We start from the raw sequence: 17,474 nt of genomic DNA, 5'->3' as shown, positions 1-17,474 counted from the left end.
ATCCGCTTTACTCCACTTCCATACAGATGCAGCCCAGCCCCCTATGCTAAAAGTGTACAACCGTCTGTATGCCATCTTGTCCTCATCATAGCATCATCGTCGTCGTTTGCAAAAATATGCCCTGGCTCGCAAGCCAGGGTGTGTACGCAATAACATGCGTTGATTGGGACTGCGGCGGGCATACGGCAGCTTGGCACCGTACATTGACCGCTTTACCTATTAACTTTGATTGCTTATTAATATCGCTGTAAATAAGGGCTTGAAATGAATGTAAAGTTACAATGAAGCACGATCAAGATGCTACTACCAAGCAAGCTCAAGATGCCACAACGACGAACAAGTTAAATTTGATTGTCCAATCGTTTACATTGTAAGCGCTTTAGTTAATCGTTTCAATGATAAATCTTTACCGCAATACGCCGATTGCTGCCAAATCGATCACAGATCGGACGCTCCCCTAATAAAGATTGCGGAATTGCTCTGGTGTTACCCCTTCCAAACGGCGGAATGTGGCGACAAAATGGCTCGAATCACGGAAACCGACCTGACCGGACACTTCTTTGATCGTCATGCGCGGATACAGTGTCATTAATTCCTTCGCCTTACGCAGCCTGAGCAAAATAAAATACGCATACGCTGTCATACCAAATGTTTGCCGGAACAGTGTGTTCAGATGTCGTGCGCTCACACCGACCTGCTGTGCCATATCTTCCAACCCGATATTCGGATCATCATAATGCGCCTCCATAAAGCTCATCAGCGGTGCAAGACGTTCTACCGTATGCGATAGTGACGGCAAATTGTTCACGCGTCCGTGCTTTTTCAGCAGCGTTAAAAAACGATACAGATCGGCACTTGTATCTAGTCCTGACAAATCGCGGTTACTGCGAATTTGACCGAGCAAGCTCCCTGTAAAAAATTCCAGTTCACAATCGCGATCCCATTCATAATACGCCGAATGCGACAGACCGAATGTGGACAACAGCGCAAGCGACTGCGGGCCGCCAAACGTTAAATACGTCGTCTCCCAAATGCCGCTAACCGGACGATAGCTATGCGCATCGCGCGGAGCGAGCAGTACACCTGAACCGGGCTTTACTAAATAACGTGCCCCACCAAACGCAAATTCACCTTCACCTCGTACCGTTTGCAGCCAGTGATAACACGGATAACCGTCTGGACGCTCGATGCTTTCCTGATCGGGATTTTCGCCAATACTTTCCATATGGATCGGTAATTGTAAGTCTTTCAATTCGCTAAAAAAGCGGCGATGCGGATTGGTAACGTACATGATTGTTCACATCCTATATCCTTATTTTAATATCATAGTGTAATTATCTTATATTTTACAAGGGTTTGTTATCGTTTAGTATAGAATTATTCTTATACAAGGAGTGACAGCGTTGATTAGCAGCAAACTTCCTAAATTGTTTTATGGCGGCGACTACAATCCGGAACAATGGGATCATGAAACTCACCTTGCAGACCTGAACCTGTTCCAACAGGCAGGCATCGATATCGCTACGCTCAACGTTTTTTCGTGGGCACGCAATCAGCCAGACGAAGTTACATACCAATTTGAATGGCTGGACGACTATATTAACAGCCTTTATGAAAGCGGTATCTATACTTGTCTGGCAACAAGTACGGGTGCGCATCCGGCATGGATGGCTACCCGTTATCCAGACATTTTGCGAGTCGATAAAGACGGTCGCAAGCGCAAATTTGGCGGCCGTCACAACTCCTGTCCGAACAGTCCAACCTACCGCCATTACTCGGCGCAAATTGCCGGCAAGCTGGCGGAACGCTACCGCGAGCATCCCGCTGTGCTCGTATGGCACATTTCTAACGAATATGGCGGCGAGTGTTATTGCGACAACTGCGAGAAAGCGTTCCGCGTCTGGCTGAAACAGCGTTATCGTACGCTGGATGCCGTCAACAAAGCGTGGAATACCGCTTTCTGGAGCCACACCTTTTACGATTGGGATGAGATTGTTGTGCCAGACAATCGCAGTGAGGAATGGGGCGAACACAGCTCTAGCTTTCAGGGCATTTCGCTCGACTATACACGCTTCAATTCCGACAGCATGCTGGAGTGCTATCGTCTTGAATATGACGCGATCCGCGCCATCATTCCGGATGCGTTAATCACAACGAATCTCATGGGCTTTTACAAACCGCTTGATTACTTCAAATGGGCTAAACATATGGACATCGTTTCATGGGACAATTATCCGGGGCTGAATACACCGGTCAGCTTCACCGCTCTTGCGCATGATCTGATGCGCGGTCTGAAAAATGGTGATCCGTTCATGCTGATGGAGCAAACGCCAAGCCAGCAAAACTGGCAACCGTACAACTCGCTCAAACGTCCGGGTGTCATGCGGCTATGGAGTTACCAAGCTGTTGCGCACGGTGCCGATACAGTGATGTTTTTCCAGCTCCGCCGTTCGATCGGAGCATGCGAAAAGTTTCACGGTGCCGTCATTGAGCATGCCGGACACGCGAATACACGCGTGTTTCGTGAAACGAGTACGCTTGGACAGGAGTTGCAAACATTGGGCGATCAACTACTCGATTCGCGAATTGAAGCGAGCGTAGCGATTTTGTTCGACTGGGACAACTGGTGGGCGCTCGACAAATCAAGCGGACCAACGGTTGCGCTAAAATACGTCGAACAAATTCATAAGTATTATAAAGCATTGTATGACCGTAATGTGCAAGTAGACATCGTCTCCGTCGATTCCGATCTGAGCGGCTACAAGCTTGTAATCGCACCTGTACTGTATATGGTGAAGCCGGGGCTCGCCGCAAAGCTTGAGCAATTCACCGCAAATGGCGGTACATTTGTCACGACCTTTTTTAGCGGCATTGTGAACGAGCATGATCTCGTCACACTGGGCGGCTATCCGGGTGAACTGCGCAAGCTGCTCGGCATCTGGGTTGAGGAGATCGACGCATTGCTGCCATCGATGCGCAACTCGATCGTAATGCAAACAACGCTTGGCGAGTTGAGCGGCAGCTATGAATGCGGTATGTTATGCGATCTACTGCATACCGAAGGAGCCGACGTGCTTGCCGAATACGGCACAGACTTTTACAAAGGCATGCCTGTACTGACACGCCATACATTCGGTCAAGGTGAAGCATGGTATGTTGCCTCGGATGGTGAAGAAGCGTTTGTTGCCGGCTTGCTGAAACATCTGTGTCAGCAGCAACAGATCGAACCTGTGCTGGATACACCGGCTGGTGTGGAAGCCGGACGCCGCGTCAAAGATGGGCAAGCGTTTCTGTTTCTGCTCAATCATAACGCTGAAGCAGCAACGGTTAAGCTCGGTTCACTGCAAACTAACAATATGCTAGATCATCAGCCGACAGGTTCTTCCATCGAGGTGCCAGGTAACGGAACAATTATTTTATCTGTAAAATAATGCCATCCATTACTGTGCCTATTGTAACATGAAAATAGCGATACGTAAATGTAGAAAAATACATTTTACGTATCGCTATTTTTGTCGAATTTGCTCATCTTGCGCTTGTTTCATCGAAACGATCACTTAGATCGTTCAGCACGTCATTGTTATATCGAATAGGCTCGGTTACTTTTCGTATATGGACGATCGTCGTCATATTAATTTCTATTATAGTTGGAACAGTGCTTGTACGATCGCTTGGATAATTTGGATAATAATGTACAATCTTCAGTGCTTATTACGACTTGTAAACCGATACGAATAACAGCACACATCGCCTTTTTGTTATTGATCACTTGCTTGCCACGTATACGATTGTCGATATCGACAGCGAAAGTTGGCTTTTCGCTCACATCGTGAACGGTATACGTTCACTTCCATATTTTAGCCGCAACGTTTCCATTTTACAAGGCAACTCTATTTTTTTATAAAATAACGCCGTCTTTGAAAATAGCAATTTCACGGAATCCATGCCGCTCGCTATTCGTTTCCCGCCGTCCGGAGGCGATATCGACGATCTGCTCTAACAGCTCCAATCCGACCTGTTCCATCGTTTTGCCTTCCAACAGTTGACCGGCATTAAAATCGATCCAGTGCTTTTTGCGGTGCGCCAGCTCGGATTGGGTAGCGATTTTAACCGTTGGCACAGGGCCGCCAAATGGCGTACCGCGTCCGGTCGTAAACAGCACGATATGCGCACCTGCCGCCGCTAACGCTGTGACCGATACGAGATCATTGCCCGGCGCTTCGACAATGTTCAGCCCTGGACGCTGCACCCGATTGCCATAACGCTGCACATCAACGACTTGGGAATGACCGCCTTTTTGCGTACAGCCGAGCGACTTTTCCTCAAGTGTCGTAATGCCGCCTGCTTTGTTGCCTGGCGACGGATTTTCGTAAATATTTTGCCCGTGATTAACAAAATATTGCTTAAACCCGTTAATTAACTCCACCAAATCGTGAAACACCTGCGGGCTAGCAGCGCGATTCATCAAAATCGTCTCTGCGCCAAACATCTCCGGCACTTCCGTCAAAATTGCCGTACCGCCCGCCGAAACGAGCAGATCGGCAACGGTGCCGACGAGCGGGTTCGCTGTAATGCCGGACAGCCCATCGGAACCGCCGCATTTTAAACCTAACTTTAGCGCCGACAGCGGCACCGCTTGACGTTGCTGACGCTCAGCGATTTCCGCCAGCTCTTGCAAATATGCCATTCCTGCTTCCAGCTCATCGTCCACTTCCTGCGCTTTTAAATACCGGATTTTATCCGCATACTCCGCCGGAATGCCGGCGGCGAAAACATCGACTTGATTGTTCTCACAGCCAAGCCCGATCACAAGCACGCCGGCTGCATTCGGATGCAGCACAAGCGATGTTAATAGCTGACGCGTATATTCCAGATCATCTCCAAGCTGCGAGCAGCCAAACGGATGCGGAAAATGATATACACCATCGACACGCCCTACCAACTCAGCATGTCCGATGCGGGCGAGCGCTTCGCATGTTTTGTTAATACAGCCGACCGTGTTGATGATCCATAGCTCATTACGGATACCTACCTCACCGTTCGGACGCACATAACCTTCGAATGTTTGCAGATGTTGTGGCAATGCGGACGGTTGCCATGCGGTTGCCGGTGCATATTCATATTGCAGCGTGCCGGACAAGCCGGTATGCAAATTGTGACTATGAATCCATTGTCCCGGCTCGATCGGTGCTGTAGCACGTCCGATCGAAAAGCCGTATTTGAGCACATCTTGTCCAGGTTCAATATGGCGCACAGCGATTTTGTGTCCACGCGGTACAGCGTCGGTAACCGTCAGCACCTGTCCTTCATCTAGCAATAATGTATCGCCTGCCTCCATATCACGTAGCGCGATAATCACATCATCCTGCTTCTGAATGGCGATATAATCTCGAATCATCGTATTCATCTTCGCTCTGCCTCCAACTCATTCAAATTCATTGTCACCTGCTGCGCTAGCCCAGGAATGACCGTCAAATCTTCTCCCCAAATACGGGTATCGCTCAAAATCCGGTTGATGGCAACAGCATTAGTGGTAATAGGTTGACCATCCGGCTTGGCAGTGCTTTGACTTTCATTCCAATGGTGGGCGATGTATTGTAACCACTCGCCATTATCGCGAATATCGAGCGGCTGTCCATCCAGCGTCAAACTGCGGAATACAGTGCTGCCTTCATGCTCGATCGGTTGTACCCGATACAATAGCAGCAAAGCGGCAAAACTACGCACAAGCTGTGGCGGCAACTGCCCATTGATTTTTGTATACGTTTTCAATACAGGCAATATACGCGCTTGAAATTTGCTTAAACTGTTCATCGCAATATCGAGCAAACGATGCTCCAAATACGGATTGTAAAAACGTTCGTACGTTTCTTCCGCGTATTGTTGCAGCTCTGCCGCCGGGAGCGATAACGACGGGATCACTTCCTCAGCAATCGTCTGCTTAACCCAGTTGCCAAAACGCTCATTGTGCATCAGCTCGCGTACCGTATGAATATGATGCAGCAGACCGATGGGCATCATCAGCGTATGCGCTCCGTTCAAAATATGCACTTTGCGCTGGCGATACGGCTGCAAATCATGCGTCCATTTTACATTTAGCCCGGTCTGTACAAGCGGCAAACGCTGATCTAATGACGGGCTTCCTTCAATAATCCAAATATAATACGGCTCTGCCGACGTCAAAAAATGATCCTCATAGCCCCACCCTTCCGTCAGCCGTGCATATTCCTCCGGCTGTGGCATCCCGGTGACGATCCGATCAACCAAATTGTTCAAAAACAATTGATGCTGCTCTACCCACTGGCAAAAATCGTCGCCAAATCCGAATGCTTGTGCATAACGCAGCACATAACTTTTGAGCAGATCGCCGTTATTTTCCACTAATTCACACGGCAAAATCATCAGCCCACGCTGCGGATTAGCACCAAATGTCGCAAACCGGCGCTGCAAAAATACGGTCAGACGCGCCGGATAATTTACGATCGGTTCGCCTGGCACATAATCAAGCTCGACATATGTCAAACCCGCTTCAGTCGTATTGGAAATGACCACATCGAGCGATTCCAACTCTGCCAGTCGCAAAAATGCTTCCCAATCCCCATATGGATTCACATATTCGCGAAATACCGAAATCAATTGGCGCTTTTCCACCTTTTCCCCATGTTGCAAACCTTGCTGTACAAGCGTATATAACCCTTCCTGCTCGGCAAGCTTGTCCAGCTTAGGCGCACCGCGTGGCGTTGGCGGTGTGAGCACGACGCTGCCGTGGTATTTGCCGCTCGCATTCATTTCGTGAATCATCCAATCGGCAAAACCGCGCAAAAAATTGCCTTCACCGATCTGCAATATTTTGAGCGGCTGTTGCCGAATGACATTATGCCGTCGTCGTTCATTTTCACTCGTCAGCTGATGACGCAGCAGTGGTTGTGTTTTGCTCGTTGTCATAAATGAACCCCCATCGAAATTAATAACGATCGCGTTCGATCCGATCTGGTCTAAACACGATCAAAAAGAGCAACTAACCGATAACAAGCTTATAATGTTAACGTGAACATTTTGGAGCAAAAGCATTTCTTGCCACATATTGTAACATCATTTAGACTAAAATAGTGAAAAAAAAATAGCCGTGCGCCAAATTTAATTCCACGTTGAAACGAAGGCTTGATTCGCTCCATTTTTACTATAGTTTGCACGTTATAGGAAATCGTATGGCGGGTGTCGAATCTGGCTGTTACAAGATGTAAAATGGGTGGATGTATAGCCACAGCATACTATTGCCAATCCGGTGTGCATAGACAGTTTGCCGTCCTCTTTTTACGACCGATACGTATGGCAATAGTTTAGAAATGATAACGAATGGCGCTACGTAGATAGGACGACTATACCGCTCCATTGTAGAGTATGTATACATTCCGATATAGAAAGGATGCTTATAATGCTAACTGAACAAGCGTATATCCACCCTATCCGTGCACGTATTCAAGGGATGTACAATGATCCTGCTTCTCGCATTCTATTCTGGACAATAGCGGAGACGATTCCAATCGATATGCGCGGTAGCAATGACTATATTCCGGAACCGCTGCTGGAAGATGACGACTGGGCGGTCTGGAAGCCAATTCCTTCCTCGATCACTAATGCGCAGATTGAGCAACTTGAACAGGAATGTAAACTGCAGTTGCCACTTCGCTATCGTGCCTTTTTGCAAGCGTGTCATTTGCTGGATTGGGAGCTGCCTAATCGATTAACAGCAGATGGTTATGCAGGCGGTTGCCGTTCGTTTATATTTCCTACGCTGGATACCGCGCACGGATTGTCCGCAGTGAAGCGAATGCTACAGGAATGGTCGGTATTTCACGATACGGGGTATATCCCGTTTGCAATCGGTGAAGACGGTCAAGGCATCGTTTGCTTCGATACCGCCATGCTGATGGACAATGGGGATTGCCCGATCGTCTGGATTTTGCTTGATACGCTATACGAATTGCCGGACGCCTCTGCCCAGGAAGATCGGCGCGCCTTATTGGAAAAAAGGATGGAGCCGATTTTTGCATCATTTGATGAAATGATGGAGGCAGTGTTTGAAAATCGCAAACACTAGCAAGGAGGCTTTCCGATGGGTAAAATATTTATTTTTTCGCTGCTCTGGTGGTTGCTTGGCAACCCGTTTCTCGCGCTGATTGTGTTGCTCGCGATCATTTATGTGTTAGATCGCCGCTTTGTCGGAATGTTTCCGAGTGTGGTCAAGCCGTTGCGACGGATGAGCCGTATGCGTACATTGCGGCGACAGGTGGCAAACAGTCCAAGCGATATGTCGTCACGCTATGAGCTAGCAAGGTTGCTGTTAGAGCGTCGTCACTATGGCGAAGCACGGCGCTGGTTGGAGCAGATCGGTCAGGCGTATGCAGAATCCGCCGAATATTGGGATGACCTCGGTACCGCTATGCTGCATACCGGTGAACCTGCAACCGGCGAACAGTATATGCACAAAGCGTTGGAGTTAAATCCGCGCGTTAAATATGGCGAGCCGTATTTGCGCCTGGCAAGCTATTATGCTCACCATGATAGCGAAAAAGCGCTCCATCTACTGGAACGCTTTCGCAATATTCAATCTTCCTCCTGCCGCGCCTATTATATGCTCGGTCAGCTTGATCACGCGCTCGGTCGGGAGCAGGAAGCGAAAGCTGCCTTTCAAGAAGCGGTAATGATCTACCGTTCATTGCCCAAATACAAAAAACGCAGCGAGCGCGGATGGGCAATCCGTAGCTGGCTGCGCAGTCTGGTCGGTTCATGAGCATCGTACAACAACGAATGGGTCCAACCTATAATACAAGTTCGATCCAGCAAATACGATACACGATCACGCTGTTTTAATTTATGTCATCATATCCAAAAATGCGGCGGCTAACTGCTTTGAGCAGGGGGCCGCTTTGTTTGTACCAGTTCAAGCCCTCATCCAAACGTTTCGCCTGCGCAATGACCACATCCGCCTGATCGATCCCTTCAAAATAACGACTTAGAAAATGCATAAACACATCCATCCGCCGCAACAGAATGAGCAGCGGCAAACGCACCGCTTCCGCTTCCGTCAAAGTGACGATCGACGCATATCCTTGCAAAAAGGCGGTGCAGCGGCGTTCATCTTCCGCGCCCCACTCCATACTACCGAGCATATCGGACAAACATACCGCCGGCTCCATCGCCCGCAAATCCCGAGTCACAAATTCAAAATCAAGAATCGCTGTAATTTGCCCGTCTTCTGACTGCAACATATTCGATGCGTTCAGATCACCATGAATGAGCTGATGCGGCAAAGAAGCAAGCCGGGCAATCCGTACAAGCTGCTCACCAAGCCGCTCTCCAATCCGATTCAACGTTTCGCGAATCGCGGCAAAATCCTCCGGCGGATTGGCGCAAAATGCTTCCAATCTGCCAGGACTACACAGCGGATACGATTGTCCTAACCGATAATACGGTGGGTATACCGGATGCAGATCAATCTCGATCTGCGCGAGCGCTTGGGACAGACGTCCTACCGTTTGTCCAAAATGAATAAGCTGCCCATCGGTGACCAGCTCCGGATTGCTGCCATCCATATAATGAAAAAGGGCGGCAAGTCTGCCATTACTCGCTGCCGCCGCGCCAGCGGCAGTCACATAAATCGTATCGCCATAACGATCACGCACCGGCTTCGGGATCGACAACCCATCCAGCACTTGCGGCAAAGCAGCTAGCACTTCGTGCTCATAACGTACTTTTTCCGGCTCGCGATGCGTTTCATAACGGCGCAATACATACCGTTCAGAGGCATGATCGATAAACATCGTCGTATTGTTCATGCCTCCCTTTCCTTCTACCATATGCCAATTCCCGGACGGGAAAAAGTGATCTGCCAGTTGTTCCATTGAATCAATTGCTTCGCGTTCCAAAAATTCCCCTCCTTGTTGCCATTAGTCCTATGCAGATAAGGGAGAATACCGACATGGCAGGCGCTTGCTGCCCGTGCCAGCCGTACGTGTTACAGGGCAGATGAATGATCAGCCGATCATTCCGGCAGTCGTTCCATAATACAGGCATTTGCTGTTGCCTGCTCCATACCTTTTCATGCATTCCGGTACAAATTCGTGCATCCTTCCGATTCCGGGTGTTCCCTTACCATGTTCAAGCCCTACGGCCATTGTTAATTGATCTATATTTTATTCGCCACAAACAAGATTACTTCCTGCCTTTGACGCAAAATCCGGCACCAAAGCTATATAATAACACGAACAAGCCCGTGTGAAAACTTTTTCGTAGTGAAGTTGTAAACTTATCGTTGTTAGCATACCCAAATACGACAGCAATACGCGCCAAAATGACAATAGCAGCATTGCTGCCCTGATGGACAGAATTCAATGCTGCTGATTAGAGATGGATTTATTTTGCATCATTTGCATACGAGCGACAAATGCTTGGGCAGCACGATATATTGCTGCTTGCCTGTATTGTATTTTAACGATAAGGCTACAACTGCTCCGCTACCGCTGGTATTACCGCACTTGCTTTACATTTAACCGCTGCACTCTCCACTGCACGCATAATGCCACCATACCCGGTACAGCGACACAGATTACCGCAGAGCGCTTCTTTGATCGCCTGTTCATCCGGTTGTTCGTTATGATCTAACAGCGCTTTGGTCGATATGATCATACCTGGTGTGCAATAGCCACACTGGAAACCGCCTTCTTCCAAAAAAGCCTCCTGAATCGGATGCAGCTCGGCTGGCGTGTCACCTTGTAAACCTTCGATTGTCGTAATCGCTTTGCCGTGGCATTGATACGCCATCGTCAAACAGGAGTTGACTGGTTGTCCATCGATCAACACCATACAGGCGCCACAACGTCCGATTTCGCAAGACACTTTCGTGCCGGTCAATTCTAGATCGGTACGGAGCACATCAAGCAGACGGCGGGACGGTGCGATGTCCAGCTCACACTGCTTCCCGTTAACGGTAGCATTCCAGTTCGTATTCGTTCTGTTCATCGTGGACTCACTCCTTCCTGCTGCCATGCACCAAGCGGCTGGATCAGTCGTTCGCGTGGAACTGGCAAATGGTTCACCCACACACCGGTTGCTTGCCGAATCGCTGCCGTAATCGCCGGCGCGAGCGCAACCGAACCGATTTCACCGATCCCACGTGGTCCAAACGGATCGTTTTCCGGCAAGTCTTCAATCGCCTCAACTTGCAGCGAGCGATGCATATCCTGAATAGTTGGGATCATATACGTATCCATATTTTTAGTCATATAATGACCGCCATCCATGACCGAATCTTCGGTCAGCGTAAAACCGAGTGCCATCACACTGCCACCTTCAATCTGACCGATAAAGCCCATCGGGTTAATGACCGGACCAGCAGCGACCGTATGGTACGTATCTAGCAGACGTACATTGCCTGTTAAAGTATTCACTTCCACCTCGGCAGCGACCGCCGCATACGTATACAGGAAATGCCCACCCATAACCGCATCCGGTGTCGTTGGATATTGAAATTGCGTATCAAATATAAGCTCATCTAGCGCCGCTGCAGTGGCAAGCTCGCGGTAAGTAATAACGAGTGCGCCCGCAGAAAACATATCTGCGTCCGCTGCCTGTACCCGCTCCGAGTCTGGCGATGACGATCGTGCAGCAGCGCGCCCTTCACCTTGGTGCTCTGTTGGCTCTTTTGCCGCTTGTCCCAACGTCTCGTTCACCACTTCGTTCTGTACATTATAGCCGAAGCGATGAATCGCATCGTCAACCGCCGTGTGCAAATGATCATCCATTACGGATACAGCGGTAGCCGATGAACATAAATGATCCACTGATGAGCCATCCGTTTGCCGGGATAATGTCCGTGCCCCCGCTTGCTCCCGAGCTTCTCCCTTGCGCCAAATCCCCCCAATTCCGGTCGTCAACTCAGCTGCCGAAATTCCGGTTAACCGTTCCGCTGCCCGCAAAACAGCTTCCAAAAACGGCGTTTTCAGTCGTTGTAACGCCATCCATGCCATCGTAGTGGAGCGAGAAGCTGTACTGGAACCGCTATGTGGTACACGGTCGGTATCCCCGATAATGATGCTAATATCGCTTGGCTCACAATGAAACAGATCGATCAGCATTATCTCCATCGTAGCAATTAATCCTTGTCCAAACTCCTCATAGCTAAAAGCAACCTCGATCTGCCCACATTCATTCAGCGACAAACGTCCGCCAGCCGGGTCTTCGATACCGTAACCAAGCCCGGCGCCATGCATCGCGAGTGCAGCACCGATGCCACGCTTAATCCACGGTCGTTGCGGCGGCTGCGATGGCTGTGCACTGTCAGCTCCACTTATATGTGCCAGCCTCTGTGCGGCTTCTCTACCGATCTTAAGCATTGTCTGTCTACGCTGCCAAATATCTGATTGTTCCAGCGCCTCCATCACCTGATACAGTCCATTGGTGCGCCAAATTTGCTGTTGCAACGGCCCCGGATCATGCGGCTGACGGCGATTGAGCATACGAAATTGCCACGGGTCCATGCCGAGCTTTTCCGCCAGCCGATCCATTTGCCCTTCCATCGCAAAAATCGCCTGATTGCCGCCAAAGCCGCGAAATTCACCGGATACACCATTATTCGTATAGACCGATACCCCTTCAATATCGACATTGGCGATCCGGTAGGGTCCCATCGCATGCTCGGTCGCAAAATTCAGCACCGGCGCGCCCAATGTCGCATATGCTCCCGTATCCGCCACAATCCGCACGCGATGCGCAATTAGACGTCCATACTCATCACTGCCGGTTTCCATTTCGATGCGCATCGGATGTCGTTTTAACCCCGCTCGTACCGATTCTTTGCGCGAATTGTGCAGCTTCACTGGACGCCCTGTTTTGAGCGCTAGCAACGAGCCGTACGGCTGTACATTCAATTCATCTTTACCGCCAAATGAACCGCCGATCGGGCTGGAAATGACACGAATCTGCTCCTCCTTCCAGCCGAGTATACGGGCGATCTGCATCCGATCTTTATAGCCGTGCTGTGTTGGCGCATAGACGGTCAGGCGACCGTCCTGCTCCGGTACGAACAAACCGCCTTCTGTTTCCATATAAGCATGCATTTGACGCGGTGTAGCGTATGTCTCATGTACGATATGAACACAGCGGGCAAAAGCTGCATCGGCATCGCCTTGCTTTACCGACGTACGATGCAACACATTGCCTGTCGGATGTAGTAATGGCGCCGTCTGCTCCAGCGCACGGAGCGGATCGGTAATCGTCTCTAGCACTTCATAGTCCACATGAATGAGCGACAATGCATATTCCGCCAGCTCCGGCGTTTCCGCCGCGACCGCTGCAATCGCATCACCGATATAACGCACACGGTCTTCGCATAATGCAGGTTGATCCGGCGTAGCGATCCCAAACCGATTTAAGCCAGGCACATCAAGATGGGTAATGACCGCGACCACACCTGCACAAGCTTGCGCAGCCGCTATATCAATCGATACGATGCGGGCATGGGGATGAATACTGCGTAGCACACGCCCATACAACATGCCTTCCGCTGTCATATCGGTTAGATAACGCAACTCACCGGTTACTTTTTCCTTGCCGTCGCGACGCTTGCGCCAGCGATCTCCGCTATTTTCACGATTCAGCAACATTGACGATCATCTCCCTTCCGCTAATTCCTGTATACTTTCCCACAATCCCGCTGCCAGCAAATTACCTGCACTTTGCTGGCGATAAGCTGCCTCGGCAAATGGATCGCTGTAGCTAACAAACTCCTGTGCCGCTGTTGCGGCAAGCTCCGGCAACCAGGCGGCATCATAGCTACGCCCTTCCAGTAGCGCTTCGCATTGCAACAGACGCATCGCTAGCCCGGAGCCACCGCCTGCCGCCACCCGCACCTGTGTCAGTTCGCCCTGTTCGCTCATCCAGCAACGCAGCGCAACCGTTACGAGTGATGGCGTAAACGCTTCCCGCCGACCGAGCTTACGAAAAAAACATAGTTCATGCCACCGTTTGCCGCTATCATCCCGCCAGTAGGATACAGCGTTTGGTGCCATGTCCAGCGCTGACACGACCGTTCCCTCTTGCCAAAGTTCCAGCGCTTGCCCGCATAACATCGGAAGTTTAGCAAAACGAATACCGAGCAACACCGCTTGCAAACTGCGTCGTCCCGCACGTACTTGTTCCATCCAATCGATCGCAGCCTGCTCATATGTTAGTGTCGTATGCTCACCATCCGCCCAAAGCAGACTTGCATCATGCACAAGCAATGCAGGTAACGCATCGCCAACAGCCGAAGCGACATTTCCACCGATCGTCGCCACATTCCGTACTGCCGGTGCCGCAATATGGCGACATGCCACATATAATGTGTTAGCATATTGCTGTAATGCGGCATGTTGACCGCATTGTTTTAAGGTGGCAAGTGCGCCTACCTCGATATAATCCGCTTCCTCGGTAATCGCGCATATGCCTGCAAGCGTATCCAGCCGGATCATATGTTTCGGCAATGGCGCAATACCGCCTTCCCACTGTGTGCGCAGCAGCGTCCCACCAGCAACCCAGACTGCATCCGCACCATGCTGTCTTTTCAAAGTGATCGCTTCTTCCGCATCGGCTGGTTCCCATACAATAGGTGTATACACTGGCGGCAGATCGTTATGGCTCATCGATGTATTCATAGTGCCACCCTCCGTTTCCCAAATTGAATATTGAAACTATATTATAGAAGTTTATATTTCACGTCAATTAAATTAACTTCATTTTGTAAGAAAAATGAGTATTAGCTCTAATTTTTGTTCTTTTGCATTAATTCGTTCATTTTTATATCACTTTTGAATGATTATTTAAAATTTATTCATTTTTTATTCGGCAATTCTATTTATTTATGTAATATTAATTAACACAAAAACCTTCGCTTTATTCTATATTGTTCTATACAATTTTGACCCACTTTAGTTTTTCGGTTGCTTTGATCTCTCCTATTACGTTTGTTTATCCATTCATTCCTAAAAATCTAACCTAGTATTAAACAGGGGGAACTTGCTAAGTTTATGATATATGTTCTGCTGATGTATATTTTCGGTCTAATCCGCATTTCGGTTTGCCTACATGTCATTACTGGACGAAAATGACCTCTGACTTGCATATGAACGAAAGTCAGCTACATACAAACCGAATCAGCTTGAAGCTTATAGGTGAAACGCCAACAACCACCAGAACAGCTCTGTACGCTGTCCCCGTGGCGTCTTCGATTTCAGATTGTGCAACAATGAATGTATGCGTATTCCATTGCTGAACGGTCTTCCTTCTTCGTTCTTCGTTCTTCGTTCTTCCCTGTCCGCCCTGTCTACTGAACGTACTCTGCCCAATACTTCCGAATCCGTTGCAACGCTAACGGCGTGTCAGCATCCCAAAAACAATGCGCTGGCAATGGCACATACGCTCCCTGCCAGCGGGTATCAGTTAACAAACGACGCGCCCCTTGATCGCCGGCAAGTTGTTCCAGTTGATCCCATACGGATGCGGCAAATATAAGCGGTGGTGCTGCTCCTTCCATACTAGCTGCGGCGACATAATCAAGCTCTCGTTGCCGGAGCCAATGTGTGGCCAATTGCTCGAACTGCGCCGGTTCCAGCAGCGGCTGATCAGCAAGCACAATCATGATCGCTTGCGTTGCTCTGCTGCGCGCATGACGCACACCGCAGCGAAGCGAATGGGACATGCCCAGCGCAGCGTGCTCACAATGCACAAGCTGTACACGTTCGCTGTAAAGCTGTTGCCAGCGCTGACATTGCTGCTGCCAGGCGACCGAAGATTGCGGTGATTGTACGATGATAATCGACGATAGCTGTTTCACCTGTAACAATACAGACACTACACGCCCACCGACTGTATAATGATCCGTTTCATTCTGCTCTGAACGAACATGCTCATTAGCGATATTGTCCACAATCGCTGCTTCGACAGGCGACGAAACATCCGCGACGGCTACACGATCATCATGAACGGCATCCAGCCGCATGGACAATTTATCGCTGCCCATACGGCTACTTTTACCGGCTGCCAGTACGAGTGCGACGATGCTCATAACCGGCAACCTCCCGATTGGATCGCTGTTTGCCACGCTTGACCGCAATTAACTCGGCAGCGATGCTAATGGCAATTTCATCCGGGCCGTCCGCTCCAATCGCCAACCCAACCGGTGCATGCACATTCGGGTAATCCGGCAATCCGTCCAGCAATCGTTGGGTGCGTGTAGAGGAACCCATAATACCGAGGTAAGCATACGGACAATGCTGCAACAATTCAACCCATTCACGTTCACGCGGAAAATTATGGCTCATCAGCAGCATATAATCGCCTTGACTTGGACGGATCATTTCATACAGCTCCTGCGGAAATCCACTCACACAACGGGCACCGGGAAAACGCTCTGCTGTGCACAACGCCGGACGCCAGTCACCAACCGTCACTTCAAAACCTGCCGCCTGCGCTAGCGTACTGACCATGCGCGAATCGTCTCCGGCTCCAATGACGATAAGGCGCGGTTTGGGGCGATACGTACGGATAAATGTATACTGTTTTTCCGTCTTAGTATCATCAGCCGTTGCCTCTACTGCCTGATTTTCATGATGAGCCAAAATAAGTCTGTGAGCGTTGTCTGCAATCGATCGCTGTGATACCGATTCCGATTGTCGGTCAGCATCAATGATGTTAAATGATGGCGGAGTCGGAGTAGCTGTGTGCAGATTAACCTTTGACAGGTCGGTCGCTAACGGGTCAACGATCTCCTTGCCGGTTACCTTTTCACCTATCCACTCCAGCTGGTTCTCGTTTATAGCGTATGCTTCAGTAGCGCCTCCATTGAACAACGTCAGCCCTGCCTCAGACCGCTGTCCAGTGGCATGCAAACCGGGCGAACCCGAACCGTAACTATTATGTGCCTCCAATTGATGATGCCCGCTGAACAAATGATACGTGACCCGTTCGTCTTGAGCGCCAAATTGGCGGGTCAGCCGTACGATTTCGCCTGCGTCAAGCCGATTGTAGATCGTCTTAAGCAATGTCAGCAATTCGCCACGTACCGGTTCTAGCAAAATATGCAGCAAGCCGCCGCAGCCTATATTTTCGCCCCAAGACAGATCGTCTTTCGGACGCATATCATATTCCACTATACATACGTGTTCACTGTCCCACGTCTGCTGTACACGGGCACACAGATCGTCTTCCAGGCAGCCCGGGCTGATCGTGCCATAATGACGGCGATCCTCTGTCAGAATCATAGAGACTCCTTCCTTGCGATACGCATGCCCTTGCACATGGACAACCGTTGCAAGCACGGTACGGATATGATGCTTATCCTCTCGCAGCGCTGCTTCACACAAATCTTTCATATCCATCGTCTCCCGCTCCTTTCCCGTGTTTACAGCATGTATTGTAATTATGGAGTTCAGAATAGT

The 17,474-nt window shown here is 49.7% G+C and carries 12 protein-coding genes; 3 read left to right on the top strand and 9 right to left on the bottom strand.

The window, feature by feature from the left end; genetic code table 11:
- Positions 1–457: 457 nt before the first annotated feature.
- Positions 458–1,291: an AraC family transcriptional regulator gene (locus tag U1I11_RS03340; protein WP_322903786.1), complete on the bottom strand. Its 834-nt coding sequence runs from the start codon at positions 1,289–1,291 to the stop codon at positions 458–460.
- 112 nt (positions 1,292–1,403) lie between these two features.
- Between U1I11_RS03340 and U1I11_RS03335 the strand changes: the two genes are divergently transcribed.
- Entirely contained in the window at positions 1,404–3,431 is a 2,028-nt protein-coding gene (locus tag U1I11_RS03335; protein WP_322903784.1) for a beta-galactosidase, read from the top strand.
- A gap of 467 nt (positions 3,432–3,898) precedes the next feature.
- Here the strand turns inward: U1I11_RS03335 and U1I11_RS03330 are convergent, their stop codons facing one another.
- Together U1I11_RS03330 and U1I11_RS03325 are read right to left on the bottom strand one after the other, a co-directional pair.
- Positions 3,899–5,407, bottom strand: coding sequence for a UxaA family hydrolase (locus U1I11_RS03330; RefSeq protein WP_322903783.1), 1,509 nt, complete (start codon positions 5,405–5,407; stop codon positions 3,899–3,901).
- Positions 5,404–6,945, bottom strand: a complete 1,542-nt coding sequence (locus tag U1I11_RS03325; RefSeq protein WP_322903782.1) for a tagaturonate reductase — start codon at positions 6,943–6,945, stop codon at positions 5,404–5,406. Before U1I11_RS03325 ends, U1I11_RS03330 begins: the two co-directional genes overlap by 4 nt.
- Before the next feature lie 490 nt (positions 6,946–7,435).
- Between U1I11_RS03325 and U1I11_RS03320 the strand changes: the two genes are divergently transcribed.
- Positions 7,436–8,101, top strand: coding sequence for an SMI1/KNR4 family protein (locus U1I11_RS03320; RefSeq protein ID WP_322903781.1), 666 nt, complete (start codon positions 7,436–7,438; stop codon positions 8,099–8,101).
- 15 nt (positions 8,102–8,116) lie between these two features.
- Positions 8,117–8,794 (top strand): tetratricopeptide repeat protein, encoded by a 678-nt coding sequence (locus tag U1I11_RS03315; protein WP_322903779.1) that lies wholly within the window; start codon positions 8,117–8,119, stop codon positions 8,792–8,794.
- A gap of 76 nt (positions 8,795–8,870) precedes the next feature.
- Here the strand turns inward: U1I11_RS03315 and U1I11_RS03310 are convergent, their stop codons facing one another.
- The 6 genes from U1I11_RS03310 to U1I11_RS03285 all read right to left on the bottom strand — a co-directional run bounded on the left by U1I11_RS03310 (position 8,871) and on the right by U1I11_RS03285 (position 17,414).
- Positions 8,871–9,929: a phosphotransferase gene (locus tag U1I11_RS03310; RefSeq protein ID WP_322903777.1), complete on the bottom strand. Its 1,059-nt coding sequence runs from the start codon at positions 9,927–9,929 to the stop codon at positions 8,871–8,873.
- 574 nt (positions 9,930–10,503) lie between these two features.
- Positions 10,504–11,022 carry a (2Fe-2S)-binding protein gene (locus U1I11_RS03305; RefSeq protein WP_322903775.1) on the bottom strand — a complete coding sequence of 173 codons (519 nt, stop codon included), beginning with the start codon at positions 11,020–11,022 and terminating at the stop codon, positions 10,504–10,506.
- Complete coding sequence (locus U1I11_RS03300; protein ID WP_322903774.1) at positions 11,019–13,664, bottom strand: molybdopterin cofactor-binding domain-containing protein; 2,646 nt, start codon at positions 13,662–13,664, stop codon at positions 11,019–11,021. The genes U1I11_RS03305 and U1I11_RS03300 overlap by 4 nt, the downstream gene beginning before the upstream one ends.
- 6 nt (positions 13,665–13,670) lie before the next feature.
- Entirely contained in the window at positions 13,671–14,693 is a 1,023-nt protein-coding gene (locus tag U1I11_RS03295) for an FAD binding domain-containing protein (RefSeq protein ID WP_322903773.1), read from the bottom strand.
- 668 nt (positions 14,694–15,361) lie between these two features.
- Positions 15,362–16,102, bottom strand: a complete 741-nt coding sequence (locus U1I11_RS03290) for a nucleotidyltransferase family protein (protein ID WP_322903771.1) — start codon at positions 16,100–16,102, stop codon at positions 15,362–15,364.
- Positions 16,068–17,414 carry an XdhC family protein gene (locus tag U1I11_RS03285; protein ID WP_322903770.1) on the bottom strand — a complete coding sequence of 449 codons (1,347 nt, stop codon included), beginning with the start codon at positions 17,412–17,414 and terminating at the stop codon, positions 16,068–16,070. Before U1I11_RS03285 ends, U1I11_RS03290 begins: the two co-directional genes overlap by 35 nt.
- Positions 17,415–17,474: the final 60 nt, after the last annotated feature.

It is taken from the genome of Paenibacillus campi, assembly GCF_034659835.1.
GTDB classification, from domain to species: domain Bacteria; phylum Bacillota; class Bacilli; order Paenibacillales; family Paenibacillaceae; genus Saccharibacillus; species Saccharibacillus campi.
This window is presented reverse-complemented; position numbering and strand designations above follow the sequence as displayed.